Raw genomic sequence first — 16449 nt, forward strand, 5'->3', positions numbered from 1 at the left:
GGGATTCTGCGACGCTGGGCGTTCATCTGGCGGTCCCCGCCGCCTCAGCAGGTGAGAGGCGGCGGGAACTGTCAACTGAGCGAGCTCGAGCCCCGATTCAACTCGCCGGCGCCACCAGCTCGGCCTCGGCGGCGCCGGGCAGCACCTCGCGCAGCAGGTCATCCAGGGTGACGACACCGAGCAGCCGGTCGCCGTCGACGACCGTCGCGAGCTGAACATGACCCCGACGCATGCGCGCGAGCGCGTCGTAGGCCGACGCATCGGGCGCCAGCACGAGCGCCTCACGGGCGATTTCGAGCGCCGGAGTCTCTGGAGCGACCGCGAGCGTGTCACGAACGTGCGCGACGCGGCTCGACGCCCCCTCCCCCACGAGGATGCGCAGGTGCGCGGAGGATGCCGCGACCGCCTGCACGTCGGCGGCGGTGGCCGTCGCCGACACCGCGGTGGGGACGCGGTCGGAGCGCACGATGTCGCCCACGGTCAGCGATCCGAGCGCGATGGCGCGCGCGATCGGCTCGGAGTACTGCTCCTCGAGCGTCCCCGCGGCACGCGAGTGCGCGACGATCTCGCGAATCGTATCGGCGTCCTGCCCGCCCGCGGCAGCCTTCTCGACGGGCTCGACCCCCGAAGCCCTCACGAGCCGGTTCGCGATGTGGTTGATCCACAACAGGAACGGACGCAGCGGCCAGGTCAGCGCACGGGCGGTGATGCCCGTCGCCTTCGCTGCGACCTCGGGGTGGGCGATCGCCCACGACTTGGGAGCCATCTCACCGATCACGAGGTGCAGGAACGTCACCACGATGAGGGCCAGCATGAACGCGATGATGTCGGCGAGAACGTAGGGAAGACCCCACTGCTCGAACACCGGCGCGAGGGCGTAGTCGATCGCCGGCTTGGTGATGGCACCGAGCAGGAACGTGCACGCCGTGATGCCGAGCTGCGCGAACGCGAGCATGACAGTCAGCTCGTTGACGCCGCGGAGCGCCGCCCGCGCCGATGCGCTGCGGTCGGCCTCTTCTTCCAGACGGTGACGCCGGGCCGCGAGCAGCGCGAACTCGACGATGACGAAGAACGCGCTCGCCACGATGAGCGCGATCGTGATGATCGTGACGACCCACCAGCTCATCGGGCGACCTCCTCATCTGCGGCACCAGCAGCGACGACGGCATCGCCGCCGCCCGCGGGTCCCGCCTCAGCGGCATCCAGGTCCACCTCGTGCAGACGCACGACGAGCTCGGACGGAACGAGCCGGGCGACCTCGACGACCTCGACATCGAGCCAGCGCTGCATCCGCAGCCCCTGAACGGTCTCGGACGCACGTTCGGGCAGGTCGATGCGCACGACCGCGCCCTCGGGCAGCAGGTCGCCGTGTTCGCTGATGATGAGTCCGGCGATGGTCTCGGCGTCGTCGCGGGGCAGGTCGAAGCCGATGAGGCGCTCGACCTCGTCGAGGTGGATGTCGCCGGGCAGACGCCAGTGGTCGTCGCCGACGTTCACGATCTCGTGGACTTCGAGATCGTGCTCATCCGAGATCTCGCCGATGACCTCTTCGGTCAGATCCTCGATCGTGAGGATGCCGTCGAAGTTGCCGTACTCGTCGACGACGCAGGCGAGCTCGTTGCGCGTCTGCCGCATGCGGTCGAGGGCGACCGGGAGCTGCATCGTCGTCGGCAGCACGACGGCCTCGCGCATCATCGTCGAGACGGGTACGTCGTCGGCGTAGCTGCCCCGCAGCAGGTCGATCAGCTCGACGACACCGACGGGCTCGTCCTCGTCGCCGATGACCGGATACCGGGTGTGCCCGGTCGCCATGAGCGCGCGCACCTCGCCTACCGTCGTATCGGGCGAGATCGAGTCGACGCGTGAGCGCGGGACCATCGCGTGCTCGACGTCGCGCTGCGGGAAGTCGAGGATGCGGTCGATGATGATCGACAGATCGTCGGGCAGGTCGCCGCTCGCCCGGGACTCCTCGATGATCGCCTCGAGGTCGCGCGCGGTCGCGCTCTCGTCGACATCCTCGAGCGGCTCGATGCGCAGCAGCCGCAGCAGAGCGTTCGCGGCGACGTCGAACACCGTGATGAGCCAGCCGAAGAGCATCAGGTAGATGCGGGTGGGCACGGCGAGCGCGCGGGCGAGCGGCTCGGGGCTCGCGATGGCGAGGTTCTTCGGATACAGCTCCCCGAAGATCATCGTCACGATGGTGGCCAGCAGCAGCGCGCCGACGGTTCCGATGAGCACCGAGACGGCGGGGTCGATGCCGACGCCGCCCAGCAGCGTCCCGATCGACTCGCCGATGAGGGGCTCGGCGACGTAACCGATCAGCAGACCGGTGACGGTGATGCCGAGCTGCGCACCCGAGAGCATGAACGACGTGCGCTTGGTGATCGCGAGCACGCGGGCGGCCTGCGCATCGCCCTTCTCGGCGCGAGCGGCCATGCGGGAGCGGTCCACGGACATGTACGCGAACTCCTGCGCGACGAAGAAGCCGCAGGCGGCGATGATCGCCAGCGTCAGCAGAATTCCCAACAGCAGCGTCAGGACTGCTTCGATCATTCGGATTCACCCCCTCTCTCAGCGAGGGGGTACGAAGATCGACCCTCCTGGTCGGTGGAGGAATGGCGATTGCTCACGGGTGTTCTTTCTCGATAGGGCACGGGTGGGCACTCACAGGATAGCGGGCCGTCGTCGACCCGGGGCCGGTGCCGGCGCTCGGCACGAAAGGTACCGGAACCTGCGGCGACGATCCGCACCACGAAGGGTCCTGAGCGTGCGCGAAGACGCCGCAGCTACAGTGACGGCATGTCCGGGAAGAGGGTCGGTCGTCCGCGCGCGCAGGACATCACCGAAGACCTTCTCCGGGAGGCGGAGCAGGTCCTCGCCGAGGACGGCTTTTCCGCTCTCACCGTCGACGGGCTCGTGAGCCGGGCCGGCTCGACGCGCCCCACCTTCTATCGGCGGTTCCGAAGCGCGGCCCACCTCGCCGTCATCGTGCTGGCTCGCCGATTCGGGCCCGGCCAGGCACCCGATACCGGCTCGCTCGCCGGCGACCTGCGGGCGCTCCAACAGGAGGGCATCGCAGTGCTGTCGGACCCAGTCGCCCGAAACAGCCTGGTCGACCTCGTCGGGGTCGCGAGGACGGACGACGACCTCTCGGCACTGCTTGACGCCGAGTTCATCCGACCGCGCCGGGTGCGCGTCAAGAACGTCATCGACGCCGCGGTCGCGCGACGAGAGATCGAGCGGCCCGATATGGACGCCGATCAGGTCTACGACCTGCTGATGGGGCCCCTCATCACACGGATGTTCTTGCCGCCGCACACCCTGCCCGACGACGCGCTCGTCGAGAGCAGCCTCCGTTCCGCGCTGACTCGCCTTGGGTCCAACGACGCGGCCCGCCCGTAAGTCGCGGGGACTGCAGGTCAATCGCGGCTGAGCCCGCTCCCGTCAGCCGACATCCGGAAGGACGCGCTCTCGTAGTCGTTCTCGAGTGAGAAGTTGATCTCGACGGGCCCCGACTTCTCACCGGACGACACCGCTTCGGCGCCGCCCCACGTTCGCCCGGCCGTCGCCCCCGCGTCGCCGACCGGGAGCCCGCTCTGTGCAGCGGCATCCTCCATGGTCGGAAGGATGCGCGCGAGATCGACGTCGTCCCACGAGAAGGCCTCGGTGGCCGACTTCGGCTGGATAGACGCCGCACCGGAGTGCTCGACCTGACCGCCTCGGTACATCCACCTGTCGGTATGCGCGGTGCCGGGGGTCACCGGGGCCTCGACGACGACGAAATCCGGGGTGACGTAGATCGAGCTCACGCGATCGTGGCCGATCTCGCGTTCGAGAGCGGCCTGGGCCTGCGCGAGCGGTCCGGGCTGGCGCAGGTCGACGTGCGCCCTGCCGTCGAGCACCGCATCGACGGTCTGCGCAACGGCCTCGCGATAGGGCGCGACGACAAGGACGGCCACCGCGACGGCGATAGCCGCGAACACGAGCCGGCGCAGCGGCCGGCCGCGTCGCCCCACGCCGATCAGAGGCCCCTTGCGGCGCCCGCCGGAGATCCGGGTGTGGCTCGCGATGGGGACGAACCGAACCGACGAACGATCGGGGATCGTGAGGTTGCCGGCCTCGGCCGGTGAGAGCTCACCATCGACGAATGCGACCTCGGGTCCGCCATCGAGGAGGATGGCGACCTGACGCCGGATTCCGGGCTGGAACGCGGGAAGCTCCGTCAGGGCGACGACGGTGCGCAAGGTGGTCGCGTACGCCTCCCCCTGAATCGGGCGCACGGTCAGGTCGATCTCGCACAACGGCTGATCGTTGATCTGGGTTCCGGTCTGCCGGATCGCATCGACGCGCGCGAGGCCGAGCCGTCGAGAGTCGAGGGCTCGACGGAGGTCGTCCGTCGACACCGCCACTCCCCCGGCCATCGAGCGGCCGATGAGGATGAAGGTCCCGCTGATGATCGCGACCGGGAGCGCGATGCTCATGATCGCCCAGCCGGCATCCGGCGGCCCCACATACTCGACCACGGCGCCCCCCAGGAGCGCGCCGACAGCTGCGAAGAAGACCAGACGGAGCACCATCCGACCCTATCGACGTGCCCCCTTCACGAAGAGAAAGGTCCCGGCCACCGAGAGCGGCGGGTGACCGCCCCTCGGCAGGATCCCGACATCCTGTTAGGTTCTTCACGTGTCGACGGACGAGAACGAGACCCCGCGAGCGCTCAGCCGCCGCACGGTGCTGCTCGGATCCGTCGCGGCCGGTTCTTTGGTGCTCGCCTCAGCGGCGCCCGCTCGAGCCTTGACCTACACCGTGAAGACGCCTGCCGAGCATGCCGCGCTTCCCATCGTCTGGGGGTATCCCTTCGCCAGCCGCGCCACGCGCGGATCGGGCGTCGACGGCTACCCCGGGCAGACGTACAGCGGGCACATCGGCGCCGACTACTACGTGAACCCCCGCATCGGGACCACGATCCTCGCAGTCGCCGACGGCACCGTGACCGCTGTCGGTGACGACGGCGACGTGAGCCGCGGCGTGTTCGTGGTCGTCCAGCATGCCGCAGGCGTGCGTTCGGAGTACCTGCACATGCAACGCGGCAGCCCTCTGGTGAGCGTGGGCCAGCGGGTCTTCCGATGGACTCCGCTCGGGCGAACCGGGAACACGGGAGACGTTCGACCGCGCACGGAGGCCAACGCCCATCTCCACCTGGCGATCTTCTCGGGCCCCCACCGCACCGGTACCGTCTGGAACCCCGCGTGGCTCATCGAGGGAGCGCCGCTCCCCCCGAGCTCGGCGCTGGAGGCCACTCCGGTGTATCGGTTCTGGAGCAATCGATACCAGGGACACTTCTACACAGCAGATCTGGAGGAGCGAGATCTCGTCGCCGCACGCTGGCCCCAGATCTGGTCCTACGAAGGCATCGCCTACCGCGCATTCGCGACCAGCGCCCCCGGCACCGTACCGGTCTTCCGATTCTGGAGCGCGCTGTACAACGGTCACTTCTATACGGCAGATGCCACCGAACGTGACAACGTCATAGCGCGCTGGGCAGGCATCTGGGCTTACGAGGGCGTCGCATTCAACGTGTACCCCACCGATTCGCCGGTGCCGAACACGGTTACGGTGGCACGGTTCTGGAGCCCATCCGCGCGGCATCACTTCTACACCGCGAGCGCCGAGGAGAGGGATCGCGTGATCACGCGGTGGTCGGACGTGTGGCAGTACGAAGGCCCGAGCTTCCGCGTTCCTGCCACGGGCATTGAGACCTGAGACCGAGGAGAACCCATGACTGGAATCGACCTTCGGCGTCGCATCGGCGTGCCCGCCGTCCTCATGTTCTCGCTGCTCACCGCGGGTTGCGCCACCCCGGGCGTCGGCGGTGCGGTGACCTCGACGCCCTCACCCTCATCGACCGCGAGCGCCACCCCGTCGCCGACGCCCCCGCCGGAGCCGTCCGTGACACCGGACCCGACGACGCCTTCGGCCTCGTCGGAGCCGACACCGTCATTGTCGACGTCCGATCTGCTCGACGCATGCCTACTCGCGGTCAGAGACGGCAATGTCCCAGCGTCCGAGCAACTCGATCGCTCCGAGATCGAGAGGGGGAATGCGCGATCCGCGTTCCGCCCCGACGGCCTCTGGTACGTCGTCGTCCCCGTCGTCGATCCCACGGTCGACGCGCCGCTCGAATACGCATGCCTGCTGAACGCCGACATGACCGTCGATGCGAGCTGGGGTCGAATCGCCCCGGACACGGACGACTTCGAGCAGTGGTCCACCGCTACGGAGCCGGCTGACGGCGTATGACGCCGTGAGGCGCGAAAGGCCCGGAGCACCTGTCTCCGGGCCTTTCTCGCGCACGTCAGGAAGACTTCTCGTCCTCTTCCGGCTCGAAGGTCGACGCAGTCCCGGTGTGCCCGGCCGCGACACCGTCCGGGTTGCTCGGGATGGTGCCGTCCTTGCCGAGACCACCCGGCTCACGCGTGCCGTCGCTATCCGTGTCGGTCGTCGAGACCTCGACGTCCGGACCCTCGTAGGCGTTCTCGTCGGTCTGACGACGGGTGTCGTCGCTCATGTCGTCCTCCTTCTCTTCGTCGACGGCTTCTGCCGTCCGGTCTCAGATGAACGGGGCGAGCGCTCCCGCCGTCAGAGCGAGCGCACCGGCCAGCGCGCCGGACGCGGTGGCGGCCGTACGCAGATTGCGGCGTGCGCGGGACTTCCGCGCACGATTGCCCGGCGCCTCCGTCGTCAGAAGTGAGCGCTGCGCCTCCTTGAGCGTCGCGTAGCGTCCGATCGGAGTGGCCTGGCCGTCGAGAGCGATGTAGTGCCCGTCGGAAGAGGTGTCGACCGACCCGACGAACTCGCCGTCGGTCGAGGCGACGTAGAAGCCGGGTGCGACCGTCGACCAGGTGATGTTCCGGGCGCTCAGGATGCGGGTCGGTGCAGGGGCGTGCTGGAGAAGGCTCATGCTGCGGTCGCCAGTTCGCCCGGAACGGGTGCGATGTCGCCGCTTGTCGGCAGAGCGGGCGCGACCGGAAGCGCGGGAGCGACGTCGAAGTCGGCGAAGTCGACGACGAGGCCGGTGGACGAGGTGGCGGCACGAGCCATCTCCGTCAGCAGCGCGGAGTCGAGCTTCTCCGCCTCGAGCCCGTCGAAGACGAAGCGGAGCGGGATGGACGGCTGCAGCCAGATCGTCTGTCGTCCCGCGGCGGCGTCGGCCCCGTGCCGCCAAGTGAGCGTGAAGCTCTCCGATCGGCGGAGCTTGGTCGCGGCGAGCACCTTGAGGTGCGCGAGCAGGCGGTCGGGGACCTCGATCGACTCGGACGTGTTCCCGTAGAACAGCTGGCCCATGATTGCTCTCCTCACAGATGCTGGATGACTTGTTCGGAACGCTACTAGGTGGCCAAGTATCTCGTCAAGTTAGATATCTGCTAAGGTAAAACTCACCAGCCATGAACGCGGAGGTGTGCAGATGACCGGCTTCTTCTACAACGACGAGCGTCGGCGTGCGACCAGCGCGCTCGAGGCGTTGCGCCTGTACCAGGCCGCGGAGGCGGCCATGCGCCGCCGGACCCGCGAGTCGATGTCTATGGGCGAGAACGAGTTGCTGGTCATCCGACAGCTTCTGCGCGCGCAGTCGCGCAACATTCCCGTGAAGCCGGGGGATGTCGCGAAGTACCTCGGCATATCCTCGGCCAGCACCACGAGCCTGCTCGACCGCCTGGAGTCTGCGGGCTACCTCCGTCGTGTGCCGCATCCGAGCGATCGCCGCAGCGTCTACCTGGAACCGACGGAACGCGCAGACGACGAGGTCCGCTCCACGTTGTCGGCCATGCACGACCGTATGCATCAGGTGGCCGACGAGACCACGCCCGAGGCGACCGCAGCCGTGATCGACTTCCTCTCGCGCATGCAGGACGCCGTCGACTCCGTCGAGCCGGCACCCCGTCTCCAGGGTCAGCGCGGAGCAGCGCCCACCGGCTGATCCTTCAGCTTCGGCGGGGCTGGCAGGCGGGGCACCACCACGTGCGTCGCCGTTCCGGATCACCCGACACCTCGGCGCGTACGAGGATGCGCGTCCCGCACCTGAGGCACGGCCTGCCGGCGCGGCCAGCCACCCAGTGGGCACTGCCGCGCCGCGTGGAGCCGGTGGTCACCTGGTACATGCCGGGCACTGTCGCGGAGAGGCGCAGAGCACGCGCGGCACGTGCGACGAGCGAATCCAGGTCGGCGGTGGCGACGGGATCGAACGGGTGGACGCCCGAGAGGAAGGCCAGCTCGTTGGCCCAGAGGTTTCCCAGACCCGCGATGTTGCGCTGATCGAGGAGCGCGCCGACGAACGCTCGATCCGGACGGGCGCCGAGCCGCCGCACGGCCTCCACAGCATCCCAATCATCGCGCAGCGGGTCCGGCCCCAGGTGACCGAGCGCGGTCGCCACGCTATTGGCACGCAACAGCTCGACGACGGGCATGTCGATGCCCCAGAGCGTCACACCCCCCTCGAACTCGGCTCGCACTCGCACGGCCGACTGCACGCGCACCGGAACCGTGCGTCCCGAACGGGTCACCGTCCACGACCCCTGCATCAGAAGATGCGTGTGGAGTGCGAAACCGGGATCGAGCCAGGTGATCAGATGTTTGCCACGGGTCTCGAGCCCCGCGATCCGCCAACCGGCCAGGGATGTCCCGGCAGCCGAGCCCGAGCGGAGCTCTCCGGACGAGATCATGCGACCCACGACCTGCGGCCGCAGCCGGGCCGCCATTCGGAAGACGCTGTCACCTTCCGGCACGGATCGCCCCGGGCGTCATGCTGACCTCATTCCCCCCAGTCTGCCGCAGGGCCCTAGCCTCGGCTTTCTGAACCGTCAACGGGTCGAGAAAAACTCCCGACGCGATGACGATGTCGTCATGACTGAGATCACTGCGCACAAGGGCATCTTCAACGACATCGAGCTGCACGTCGACGACACCGGCGGCTCGGGCCGCCCCGTCGTCCTGATCCACGGCTGGCCACTGTCGGCGCAGTCGTGGTCCGAGCAGATCCCCGCCCTCACCGCGGCCGGGTACCGCGTCGTCGCCTACGACCGCCGCGGCTTCGGTCGCAGCGACAAGCCGCGCTCGGGCTACGACTACAACACGTTCGCCCAGGACCTGGCATCCGTCCTCGACACCCTCGATCTGCGCGACGCGACCCTGGTCGGCTTCTCGATGGGAGGCGGTGAGGTCGCGCGTTACGTCGCGAACCACGGCCAGGACCGGTTGCACAGTGTCGTATTCGCCGCCGCGGTGCCGCCGTACCTGGCGCAGACGCCCGACAATCCCGAGGGCCCGCTCACGCAGGAGGCCGCCGACGAGATGGAGAACGGGCTCCGAGCGGATGAAGCGACCTTCTACGACGACTTCACGACCGCCTTTTTCTCCGTCGACGGCGAGCTCAAGGTCACGGAGGAGCAGCGCCAGGAGGCCCTCGCACTCGCGCGCCAGGCCGACCACCACGCGGCACTGAAGTCGATGGAGGCGTGGGCGACGACCGACTTCCGCCGCGATCTGGCCGCGGTGACCGTGCCCGCGCTGATCATCCACGGCGACGGCGACGGCACCGTCCCCTTCGAAGGCTCGGGCAAGCGAACCCATGAGCAGCTTCCGGGCAGCGAGCTGGCGCTCATCGAAGATGCGCCTCACGGCCTCAACGTGAGCCACGCCCGCGAGTTCAACGACGCCCTGCTCGCCTTCCTCGCGAAGTAGGACTGCTCCGCACGACGACGATGGGCCGTCCCGCAGCAGCGGCGACGGCCCATCGTGGCGTAGAGGCCCGGAGACTCAGAGGTCCAGCTTCTCGTTGCGGCCCTCGTAGGTCTCACCGGTGATCTTCGACTTGATCAGGCCGATGGCGGTCGCGATGCGTCCGCCGGCGCTGCTCCAGTACTCCCCCGAGATCGCGTCGACCCGCAGCAGCGTGATGCGAGGATCGTCCGGGCCGTCGGGGAACCAGGCCTCGAGAGTGCTCGACCAGTAGTGTTCGAGGCGAGCGCGGTCGTCGACGATGGTCGCCTCACCGGCGAGCGAGACCCACGCGTCGTCCTTGCTGAGGGCGACGCCGACGGCGGGCCGCGAGGCCACGTGGGTCGCGACGGACGATCCGCGGTCGACGACGAACCAGAGGTCTCCGTCGAACTCGGCCTCCTGCACCGTCAGCGGGCGCGCTGTGAGCTTCCCCGATTCGTCGACCGTCGTCACCATGGCGAACCGGAACTCGGGCAGCAGCTCCGCCAGGATCGCGCGGGGGTCTTCGTTGTCACTCATCGTTTCTCCTTCGATCTGGGGTGGTCGTCATCCGTGGGTCCAGGCTCGCACCGGGACCAGCCCTCGGTCGCCGTCTTGACAGCCGACTCGATGGCGACAGTCGCGCGACCTCTCAACCGCCCGAGGGGTTGTCGAGCGGCTGACCGTCGTCATCGGTCGTCGTGTCGGCATCTCCGCCATGACCCTCCGGCGCGGGCTCGTCGGGCGCCGCGCTCGGAGCCCCGGGAAAGGCCGATGCCCCGCCGGTGGCGGTTCCGGTCTCGATGTCGTCGCCCGGGATGTCGGGGCGCTCTCGCTCGCTCATGTGTTCGTCCTCTCGTCGTTGCGTGACCGCGACGCTACGCACCGAGCCGGCGCGGACCGAGGGTATTGACACGCGTGAGGCACGGATCATCCCGCAGGGGGATGCTTCTCAGCCGATCGACCGACGCCTCGCAGGGCCACCGCTTCGTAGCGTCGAACCGTGACCGCCGCTCCCCTCTCTCCCCTCGACCGCATCCACCTCGCCGCCGGCCGCGGTCGCGCCCTGGTCGGCTCGATCCTGGGCAACATCGCCATCCTCGGCATCATCGCCCTAGCGGCCCTCGTCGTGCCGATCGCCGCCGCTCTCGTCTTCGGTCCCGCGCTCCTCGCTCGGCTGTGACGCTCGCGCCGCAGTCCTGCTCGTGGCCGGAACGAGCTTCAAGCCGATGACAGCGACCACGATGCCGGCGATGAAGACCACCTTGCCCGGAGCGAACGCCTCAGCGCCCGTCGCGATCGACCAGGTCACGGTCAGCGCTGCGCCCACCCCCACCCAGACCGCATAGGCCGTACCGATGGGAATGTGCTTCATGGCGCGTCCGAGCCCGAGCATGCTGAGCAGCAGACCGATGGCGAACACGACACTCGGCACGGGGTGGCGTAGCCCGTCCGATTCGCCCAGGGCCGTCGCCCAGACAGCCTCGCAGACCGCGCTGGCGAGCAGGATCGTCCATGCACGTGTCATGTCAGCTCACCACCTTGAGGCCGACGACGCAGGCGACCAGGAGCAGAAGCAAGAGGATGCGCGCGGTCGACGCGCGCTCGCGACGGGTGACCATCGCCCACACGACAGTGAGCGTTGCGCCGACACCGACCCACACGGCGTAGGCGGTGCCGGTCGGCAGCTCCGTCATCGCGAACGCGAGTCCCGCCATGCTCGCGGTGAGCGCGAGGGCGAACAGCAGAGCCGGTCGTTTCCGCCGGAATCCCTCGGATGCCGCGAGCGCGGCGGCCCACACCGCCTCGAGGACGCCGGATGCGATCAGGATCACCCATGCCATGACAGACCTGTCCGAGTCAGTCTTGTCTGGTGCGGGTACTGCTCCCTCGTCCGCGGGCCCGGCCGGGGCCCCGTCTTCCAGCGTAGCTCGCGTCAGGGCGCAGGGACGAGGAAGAGGACGTTCAGAAGCCCCGGATTGTGCGCGTGGACGAGGACGCCGAAGACGACGGCGTCGAAGAGCAGGTGCACCGTCACGACGTAGGTGAGCGACCGCGTGCGCAGGAAGATGTAGCCCTGAAGGAGCGCGAACGGGATCGTCAGCACCGGACCCCAGGCGCGGTACCCGAGCTCCCAGAGGAAGGAGACGAACACGATCGTCTGCAGAGCGTTCGCCGACACGTCGGCGAAGTGCCGCCGGAGAAGCGCGAAGCACGTGCAGATGAAGAACAGCTCGTCCCAGATGCCCACGGCACCGACGCCGATGAAGAGGCGCGCGATGAGATCGGGGGTGTCGACGACCGGCCAGTTCGTGTAGACGCCCGAGGTGATGAAGTAGAAGGGCAGGATGAGCCACCCGAGCACGAGCACGGCGGCGAGCCAGACCCGCTGGAACGTCGTCCAGCGCCCTCCGCCACGCCAGGGGAAGCGGATCGCGTGATCGCGGTAGACGAAGCGAGACACGAGGTACGGCAACAGCACCGCACCTCCCAGCGCGAGGGTGAAGCGCAGCATCGCGAGGTTGTCGAGCTCGGCCTTCAGATCGATCAGGCTCACGACGACGAGACCGAGGGCGATGAGCGAGAGATCGCGCGCCAGCGAGGGCCGCGTATCCTCGCCCACGCGCCACCGGTCGACACCGAGGGCGGCGATGAGGCCGAGCACGAGCAGCGTCCACCCGAGCCAGGGCTGCAGCAGCACGAAGAAGGCGGGTGCAGCCAGACACACCAGAAGCGCCGGCACGGTGCTCGCCGAGACGATCGGACGAGCGGCCAGTCCCGGGTGCGTCTTCACGGCGTCCGCCCTCCCGTCAGGCCGCGTCGATGCGGCGGTAGGCGAGGTCGCGGATGTCGCGCCCCTTCGCGATGCCCTTACGCTCGAAGGCCGTCATCACGCGTCCCTCGAAGCGCGGCGCCCACTCTCCGTCGAAGGCGGGGGCGAAGCCCGCGGCATCCCCCATCACCTCGCGCATCTGTCGGGCGTAGTCCTCCCAGTCGGTCGCCAGACGCAGCACGCCGCCGGGCTTGATCACCCGCGCGGCCAATGGCGTGAAATCCGGCGAGATGAGGCGCCGCTTCGTGTGACGCGTCTTGTGCCAGGGGTCGGAGAAGAAGATCCAGAGCTCGTCGACGGATGCCGCCGGCAGCAGGTGCTCGAGCACCTCCGGCGCGTTCGCCTCGACGAGGCGCAGGTTTCGCACGCCGGCACGATCGGCGTCGAGCATGGTGCGGGCGAGCCCGGCCCGGAACACCTCGACGGCGAGGAAGTCGGTCTCGGGCGCGGCTTGCGCGGCCGCGACGATGGCGTGCCCCTGCCCGGAGCCGATCTCGACCACGAGCGGCGCGCTGCGGCCGAACAACGCCGCAGGATCGACCTCCGAGCCTGGGCGGACGCTCAGCACGGCCTGATCGCGCTCGACGGGGATGTTGTAGAAGTCGCCGAGCTGGTTCCAGGCTCGCTCCTGTCCATCGCTCATCCGTCCGCTCCGACGCGCGAACGACACGGGCCGCTCACGGTAGCGGGGTTCGTCACCGGTGTCGGGCGCGTCGGTCTGCGGCATGAGTCCAGGGTATCGACCGGCCGGGGCGGCGCCGAGCCGGCGCGTTCGGTCAGGCCGTGACGAAGTCGATGAGCTCCTCGACCCTGCCCAGCAGCGCAGGATCGAGGTCGCGGTAGGTGCGAACAGATCCGAGGATGCGCTGCCACGCGTGCGCGATGTCGGCCTGGTCCTCGGCGGGCCAGCCGAGGGCACGGCAGACGCCGGTCTTCCACTCGATGCCGCGCGGCACCTGAGGCCACGCACGGATGCCGACGGCCTCGGGGCGGACGCACTGCCAGACGTCGATGTGGGGGTGCCCGACGATCTTGAGATGGGCGCCGTGCGGACCGCGCAGGATCTGCTCCGCGATGCGGGTCTCCTTCGAGCCCGCGACCAGATGGTCGACGAGCACTCCGTAGCGACGCTCGGCGGAGGGCGGCTCGTCTCGCAGGAGGTCCGCCAGCAGGTCGATCCCCTGCAGATACTCGACCACGACGCCTTCGACGCGGAGGTCAGCACCCCACACCTTCTCGACGAGCTCGGCGTCGTGTCGCCCCTCCACCAGGATGCGCGACGCCCGTGCCACGCGCGCCCGCTGCTGCGGAGCCACGAACGAGCCCGAGGCGGTCCGCAGCCGGCCGGCCGGCTGCGCCGCCTTCGGCGCCACGAGCTTGACCGGCTCGCCGTCGACGAGGAAGCCGCGCCCGAGCGGGAACAGGCGCACCTTTCCGAGGCGATCCTCGAGCTCGACGTTCCCGCCGCGCACCGCCACGACGGCCCCGCAGTAGCCGTCCGACGCGACCTCGACGACGAGATCGGGATCGGCGGGCACCTCGGGCACGACCTTGCGTCCGGCGTCCCGCCATCCGCTCGCGAGCACATCGGTGCCGTATCTGTCGTCCATGATTCCTCCCGCCTCGTGCCCCGTCGGGCCGCCGGTCAGCGTAACCGCGGCCGTTCCTGTCGCCGGGTATCCGCGCCGCGATTCCGCTGCCCGCTGATTCACAGTCCCGGCATAGGCTCGGACACGACGCCCTCAATAGAGTGGAGACGAGGCCGGTCCTCCGACCTCGGAAGGGGAACGGATGCGCGTGCTCCGAGCGGTGACGCTCTCGATCGTGGCGAGCCTGATGTTCGTCGTGGGCGGCTCCGCCGCGGCCTGGGCGACCGACCCGGTCGACCTCGGCTCGGGACGCGTCGTCGATCAGGCCGATGCGCTCTCGTCGAGCGAGGAGCGTGCGGTCGACGAGAGGCTCACCGCGTTGAGCTCCGAGGCGGGCGTCGATCTGTGGGTCGTCTACGTCGACGCCTTCACCACTCCGTCCGACGCCGAAGGCTGGGCCAACGCGGTCGCCGAGCGCGGCGGTCTCGGCACGACCCAGTACGTGCTGGCGATCGCGACCGAGCAGCGCAACTTCTACCTGTCGGGCGACACCAACGGCCCGGTCGACGGCGACACCCTGGGCACGATCGAGACCCGCGACATCCTTCCGGAGCTCCGCGCAGAGGATTGGGGCGGCGCAGCGTTCGCCGCAGCCGGAGGGCTCGCGGCTGCGGTCGGTGGATCCAGCGGCGGATCCGGCGGCGCGTCGGACGGCTCGGGCGTTTCGAGCCTGACGATCGTCCTCGGGATCCTCGCCGTGGGCGCCGTGATCGCGGTCATCGTCGTGTTCGTCCGCCGTCGGCGCGGCGGGGCCGCCCCCGCCTCCGTCCGTGGCGCGGCGGCCGAGCCGATCGAGCAGCTCGCCCGGCGCTCCGCCAGCGCGCTCGTGGCAGCCGACGACGCCATCCGCACCAGCGAGCAGGAGCTCGGATTCGCGACTGCGCAGTTCGGCGACGACGCAGCCGCTGCGTTCGCCGAGACGCTGGCTCAGGCGCGACGCGACCTCGATGAGGCGTTCTCGCTGCAGCAGCGCCTGGACGATGACCAGCCCGACACCGAGGCCGATGTCCGCGCCATCCACACGCGGATCCTCGAGCTGTGCGCGCACGCCGACTCCGAGCTGGACGCGCGTGCCGACGAGTTCGACCGTCTGCGCGACCTCGAGCAGAACGCTCCCGAGGCGCTCGCGCGCATCCAGCAGGAGCGCAACGCCGCCGGGGCCGGGCTCGACGGGGCGGTCACCTCTCTCGAGCGGTTGCGATCGGCGTACGCCCCCGAGGAGCTCGCGACCATCGACGACAACCCCGAGCAGGCTCGCAGCCGCCTGACCTACGCGGATGAGCAGCTCGCGTCGGCGCAGCAGTCGATCGCGGCGGGCGACGGCGCCGCCGCTGCCGTATCGCTGCGCACAGCCGAGGGAGCTGTCGCTCAAGCTGCTCAGCTGGAAGCCTCGGTCGAGAAGGTCGCGACCGACCTGGCCACCGCCGAGCGCGACGCCGCTGCGCTCATCACCGACCTCGAACAGGATGTCGCTGCAGCGGTCGGCGTCCCCGACCCCGACGGCGCACTCGCCGCGGTCGCTTCCGCCACGCGGCAGCAGATCGATGCCGCGCGCGCTCAGCTGACGGGCGAGCACCGCCGCCCGCAGGCGGCACTGTCCGCGCTCCTGGGTGCGAACTCCGCGATCGACGCTGCGCTTGCCGGCGCCCGGGATGCCGCGCAGCGGGCCGCCCGCGCACGGCAGACGCTCGAACAGCAGCTGCAGCAGGCCCGCGCCCAGGTCTCCGCCGCGGAGGACTACATCGGTACGAGGCGCGGCGCCGTCGGCGCGACCGCCCGAACGCGCATCGCCGAAGCACGCGCCTCGCTCGACCGCGCCGAGGCGACCGCGCAGATCGAACCCGAGCGGGCACTGGCCGATGCAACGCGTGCGACGCAGCTGAGCGGACTCGCGATCGACGCGGCGCGCAGTGATGTCGGCGGCTTCGCAACAGGGTCGTCCGGCTCGAGCTCCAACGGCATGATGGGTGCCATGATCGGCGGCATGGTGCTGAACTCGCTCCTCGGAGGCGGGTCGTCCGGACGCCGCTCGTCGGGCTTCGGCGGCAGCGGCTTCGGCGGCGGCCTGGGCGGCGGGTTCGGCGGATCGCGCGGCGGGTTCGGCGGCGGTTCCCGTGGTCGCAGCGGCGGCGGAGGTTTCGGCGGCGGAGGCCGCTCTCGCCGCGGCGGCGGCCGCTTCTGACGACTTTCTCCTCTTCCAGACCACCCACG

The 16449-nt window shown here is 69.6% G+C and carries 21 protein-coding genes and 1 riboswitch; of the genes, 7 read left to right on the forward strand and 14 right to left on the reverse strand.

What is annotated here, in order from left to right:
* Positions 1 to 97 precede the first annotated feature (97 nt).
* Both MTS1_RS14390 and MTS1_RS14395 read right to left on the reverse strand, forming a co-directional pair.
* The gene (locus tag MTS1_RS14390) at positions 98 to 1126 is read right to left on the reverse strand and encodes a CNNM domain-containing protein (protein WP_023955260.1); all 1029 of its coding nucleotides are present in this window, start codon (positions 1124 to 1126) and stop codon (positions 98 to 100) included.
* Positions 1123 to 2553, reverse strand: a complete 1431-nt coding sequence (locus MTS1_RS14395; protein ID WP_023955262.1) for a hemolysin family protein — start codon at positions 2551 to 2553, stop codon at positions 1123 to 1125. The genes MTS1_RS14390 and MTS1_RS14395 overlap by 4 nt, the downstream gene beginning before the upstream one ends.
* Positions 2554 to 2799: 246 nt before the next feature.
* On the opposite strand from MTS1_RS14395, the gene MTS1_RS14400 reads away from it, so the two are divergent.
* Positions 2800 to 3402: a TetR/AcrR family transcriptional regulator gene (locus MTS1_RS14400; RefSeq protein WP_023955263.1), complete on the forward strand. Its 603-nt coding sequence runs from the start codon at positions 2800 to 2802 to the stop codon at positions 3400 to 3402.
* Between the two features lie 17 nt (positions 3403 to 3419).
* On the opposite strand, the gene MTS1_RS14405 is transcribed toward MTS1_RS14400, so the two are convergent.
* Entirely contained in the window at positions 3420 to 4574 is a 1155-nt protein-coding gene (locus tag MTS1_RS14405; protein ID WP_036306137.1) for a hypothetical protein, read from the reverse strand.
* 109 nt (positions 4575 to 4683) lie between these two features.
* Between MTS1_RS14405 and MTS1_RS14410 the strand changes: the two genes are divergently transcribed.
* Positions 4684 to 5763, forward strand: coding sequence for a peptidoglycan DD-metalloendopeptidase family protein (locus MTS1_RS14410; RefSeq protein ID WP_023955265.1), 1080 nt, complete (start codon positions 4684 to 4686; stop codon positions 5761 to 5763).
* A 15-nt stretch (positions 5764 to 5778) separates the two neighbouring features.
* Positions 5779 to 6300, forward strand: a complete 522-nt coding sequence (locus MTS1_RS14415) for a hypothetical protein (protein ID WP_023955266.1) — start codon at positions 5779 to 5781, stop codon at positions 6298 to 6300.
* A gap of 55 nt (positions 6301 to 6355) precedes the next feature.
* Here the strand turns inward: MTS1_RS14415 and MTS1_RS14420 are convergent, their stop codons facing one another.
* The 3 genes from MTS1_RS14420 to MTS1_RS14430 are packed head-to-tail and all read right to left on the reverse strand — an operon-like array spanning position 6356 to position 7344.
* Entirely contained in the window at positions 6356 to 6568 is a 213-nt protein-coding gene (locus MTS1_RS14420) for a hypothetical protein (RefSeq protein ID WP_023955267.1), read from the reverse strand.
* Positions 6569 to 6610: 42 nt separating this feature from the next.
* Positions 6611 to 6961, reverse strand: coding sequence for a hypothetical protein (locus MTS1_RS14425; protein WP_023955268.1), 351 nt, complete (start codon positions 6959 to 6961; stop codon positions 6611 to 6613).
* A complete protein-coding gene (locus tag MTS1_RS14430) occupies positions 6958 to 7344 on the reverse strand; it encodes a hypothetical protein (RefSeq protein WP_023955269.1) in 387 nt (128 codons plus the stop codon). Before MTS1_RS14430 ends, MTS1_RS14425 begins: the two co-directional genes overlap by 4 nt.
* Positions 7345 to 7465: 121 nt before the next feature.
* On the opposite strand from MTS1_RS14430, the gene MTS1_RS14435 reads away from it, so the two are divergent.
* Positions 7466 to 7978, forward strand: coding sequence for a MarR family winged helix-turn-helix transcriptional regulator (locus tag MTS1_RS14435; RefSeq protein WP_023955270.1), 513 nt, complete (start codon positions 7466 to 7468; stop codon positions 7976 to 7978).
* Between the two features lie 4 nt (positions 7979 to 7982).
* Here MTS1_RS14435 and MTS1_RS14440 read toward each other — a convergent pair whose 3' ends face one another.
* Positions 7983 to 8783 (reverse strand): DNA-formamidopyrimidine glycosylase family protein, encoded by an 801-nt coding sequence (locus MTS1_RS14440; RefSeq protein ID WP_036305919.1) that lies wholly within the window; start codon positions 8781 to 8783, stop codon positions 7983 to 7985.
* A gap of 118 nt (positions 8784 to 8901) precedes the next feature.
* On the opposite strand from MTS1_RS14440, the gene MTS1_RS14445 reads away from it, so the two are divergent.
* Positions 8902 to 9738 (forward strand): alpha/beta fold hydrolase, encoded by an 837-nt coding sequence (locus MTS1_RS14445; RefSeq protein ID WP_023955272.1) that lies wholly within the window; start codon positions 8902 to 8904, stop codon positions 9736 to 9738.
* Positions 9739 to 9813: 75 nt separating this feature from the next.
* Here MTS1_RS14445 and MTS1_RS14450 read toward each other — a convergent pair whose 3' ends face one another.
* The gene (locus tag MTS1_RS14450) at positions 9814 to 10296 is read right to left on the reverse strand and encodes a pyridoxamine 5'-phosphate oxidase family protein (RefSeq protein WP_023955273.1); all 483 of its coding nucleotides are present in this window, start codon (positions 10294 to 10296) and stop codon (positions 9814 to 9816) included.
* Between the two features lie 112 nt (positions 10297 to 10408).
* Positions 10409 to 10600: a hypothetical protein gene (locus MTS1_RS14455; RefSeq protein WP_023955274.1), complete on the reverse strand. Its 192-nt coding sequence runs from the start codon at positions 10598 to 10600 to the stop codon at positions 10409 to 10411.
* A 159-nt stretch (positions 10601 to 10759) separates the two neighbouring features.
* Between MTS1_RS14455 and MTS1_RS14460 the strand changes: the two genes are divergently transcribed.
* A complete protein-coding gene (locus tag MTS1_RS14460) occupies positions 10760 to 10939 on the forward strand; it encodes a hypothetical protein (protein ID WP_023955275.1) in 180 nt (59 codons plus the stop codon).
* On the opposite strand, the gene MTS1_RS14465 is transcribed toward MTS1_RS14460, so the two are convergent.
* The 5 genes from MTS1_RS14465 to MTS1_RS14485 all read right to left on the reverse strand — a co-directional run bounded on the left by MTS1_RS14465 (position 10871) and on the right by MTS1_RS14485 (position 14199).
* The gene (locus MTS1_RS14465) at positions 10871 to 11284 is read right to left on the reverse strand and encodes a multidrug efflux SMR transporter (protein WP_023955276.1); all 414 of its coding nucleotides are present in this window, start codon (positions 11282 to 11284) and stop codon (positions 10871 to 10873) included. The genes MTS1_RS14460 and MTS1_RS14465 overlap by 69 nt on opposite strands.
* 1 nt (position 11285) lies before the next feature.
* Complete coding sequence (locus tag MTS1_RS14470) at positions 11286 to 11600, reverse strand: multidrug efflux SMR transporter (RefSeq protein WP_023955277.1); 315 nt, start codon at positions 11598 to 11600, stop codon at positions 11286 to 11288.
* Between the two features lie 10 nt (positions 11601 to 11610).
* Positions 11611 to 11675, reverse strand: a riboswitch (guanidine-III (ykkC-III) riboswitch).
* A 17-nt stretch (positions 11676 to 11692) separates the two neighbouring features.
* Positions 11693 to 12550: a CPBP family intramembrane glutamic endopeptidase gene (locus MTS1_RS14475; protein WP_023955278.1), complete on the reverse strand. Its 858-nt coding sequence runs from the start codon at positions 12548 to 12550 to the stop codon at positions 11693 to 11695.
* Between the two features lie 16 nt (positions 12551 to 12566).
* On the reverse strand, positions 12567 to 13316 hold the full coding sequence (gene trmB / locus MTS1_RS14480) for a tRNA (guanosine(46)-N7)-methyltransferase TrmB (protein WP_023955279.1): 750 nt from the start codon (positions 13314 to 13316) through the stop codon (positions 12567 to 12569).
* 49 nt (positions 13317 to 13365) lie between these two features.
* Positions 13366 to 14199: a DUF3097 domain-containing protein gene (locus tag MTS1_RS14485; RefSeq protein WP_023955280.1), complete on the reverse strand. Its 834-nt coding sequence runs from the start codon at positions 14197 to 14199 to the stop codon at positions 13366 to 13368.
* Positions 14200 to 14380: 181 nt separating this feature from the next.
* Between MTS1_RS14485 and MTS1_RS14490 the strand changes: the two genes are divergently transcribed.
* Entirely contained in the window at positions 14381 to 16420 is a 2040-nt protein-coding gene (locus tag MTS1_RS14490; RefSeq protein WP_023955281.1) for a TPM domain-containing protein, read from the forward strand.
* Positions 16421 to 16449 lie beyond the last annotated feature (29 nt).

Origin of the sequence: Microbacterium sp. TS-1 (assembly GCF_000509385.1) — a bacterium.
Classification (GTDB): domain Bacteria; phylum Actinomycetota; class Actinomycetes; order Actinomycetales; family Microbacteriaceae; genus Microbacterium; species Microbacterium arborescens.

What these genes read in the sequence shown, in the direction of transcription:
- MTS1_RS14390 (WP_023955260.1), bottom strand. Translation starts at nt 1,126, where the DNA reads ATGAGCTGGTGGGTCGTCACGATCATCACGATCGCGCTCATCGTGGCG.
- MTS1_RS14395 (WP_023955262.1), bottom strand. Translation starts at nt 2,553, where the DNA reads ATGATCGAAGCAGTCCTGACGCTGCTGTTGGGAATTCTGCTGACGCTG.
- MTS1_RS14400 (WP_023955263.1), top strand. Translation starts at nt 2,800, where the DNA reads ATGTCCGGGAAGAGGGTCGGTCGTCCGCGCGCGCAGGACATCACCGAA.
- MTS1_RS14415 (WP_023955266.1), top strand. Translation starts at nt 5,779, where the DNA reads ATGACTGGAATCGACCTTCGGCGTCGCATCGGCGTGCCCGCCGTCCTC.
- MTS1_RS14420 (WP_023955267.1), bottom strand. Translation starts at nt 6,568, where the DNA reads ATGAGCGACGACACCCGTCGTCAGACCGACGAGAACGCCTACGAGGGT.
- MTS1_RS14425 (WP_023955268.1), bottom strand. Translation starts at nt 6,961, where the DNA reads ATGAGCCTTCTCCAGCACGCCCCTGCACCGACCCGCATCCTGAGCGCC.
- MTS1_RS14430 (WP_023955269.1), bottom strand. Translation starts at nt 7,344, where the DNA reads ATGGGCCAGCTGTTCTACGGGAACACGTCCGAGTCGATCGAGGTCCCC.
- MTS1_RS14435 (WP_023955270.1), top strand. Translation starts at nt 7,466, where the DNA reads ATGACCGGCTTCTTCTACAACGACGAGCGTCGGCGTGCGACCAGCGCG.
- MTS1_RS14445 (WP_023955272.1), top strand. Translation starts at nt 8,902, where the DNA reads ATGACTGAGATCACTGCGCACAAGGGCATCTTCAACGACATCGAGCTG.
- MTS1_RS14450 (WP_023955273.1), bottom strand. Translation starts at nt 10,296, where the DNA reads ATGAGTGACAACGAAGACCCCCGCGCGATCCTGGCGGAGCTGCTGCCC.
- MTS1_RS14455 (WP_023955274.1), bottom strand. Translation starts at nt 10,600, where the DNA reads ATGAGCGAGCGAGAGCGCCCCGACATCCCGGGCGACGACATCGAGACC.
- MTS1_RS14465 (WP_023955276.1), bottom strand. Translation starts at nt 11,284, where the DNA reads ATGACACGTGCATGGACGATCCTGCTCGCCAGCGCGGTCTGCGAGGCT.
- MTS1_RS14470 (WP_023955277.1), bottom strand. Translation starts at nt 11,600, where the DNA reads ATGGCATGGGTGATCCTGATCGCATCCGGCGTCCTCGAGGCGGTGTGG.
- trmB (WP_023955279.1), bottom strand. Translation starts at nt 13,316, where the DNA reads ATGCCGCAGACCGACGCGCCCGACACCGGTGACGAACCCCGCTACCGT.
- MTS1_RS14485 (WP_023955280.1), bottom strand. Translation starts at nt 14,199, where the DNA reads ATGGACGACAGATACGGCACCGATGTGCTCGCGAGCGGATGGCGGGAC.
- MTS1_RS14490 (WP_023955281.1), top strand. Translation starts at nt 14,381, where the DNA reads ATGCGCGTGCTCCGAGCGGTGACGCTCTCGATCGTGGCGAGCCTGATG.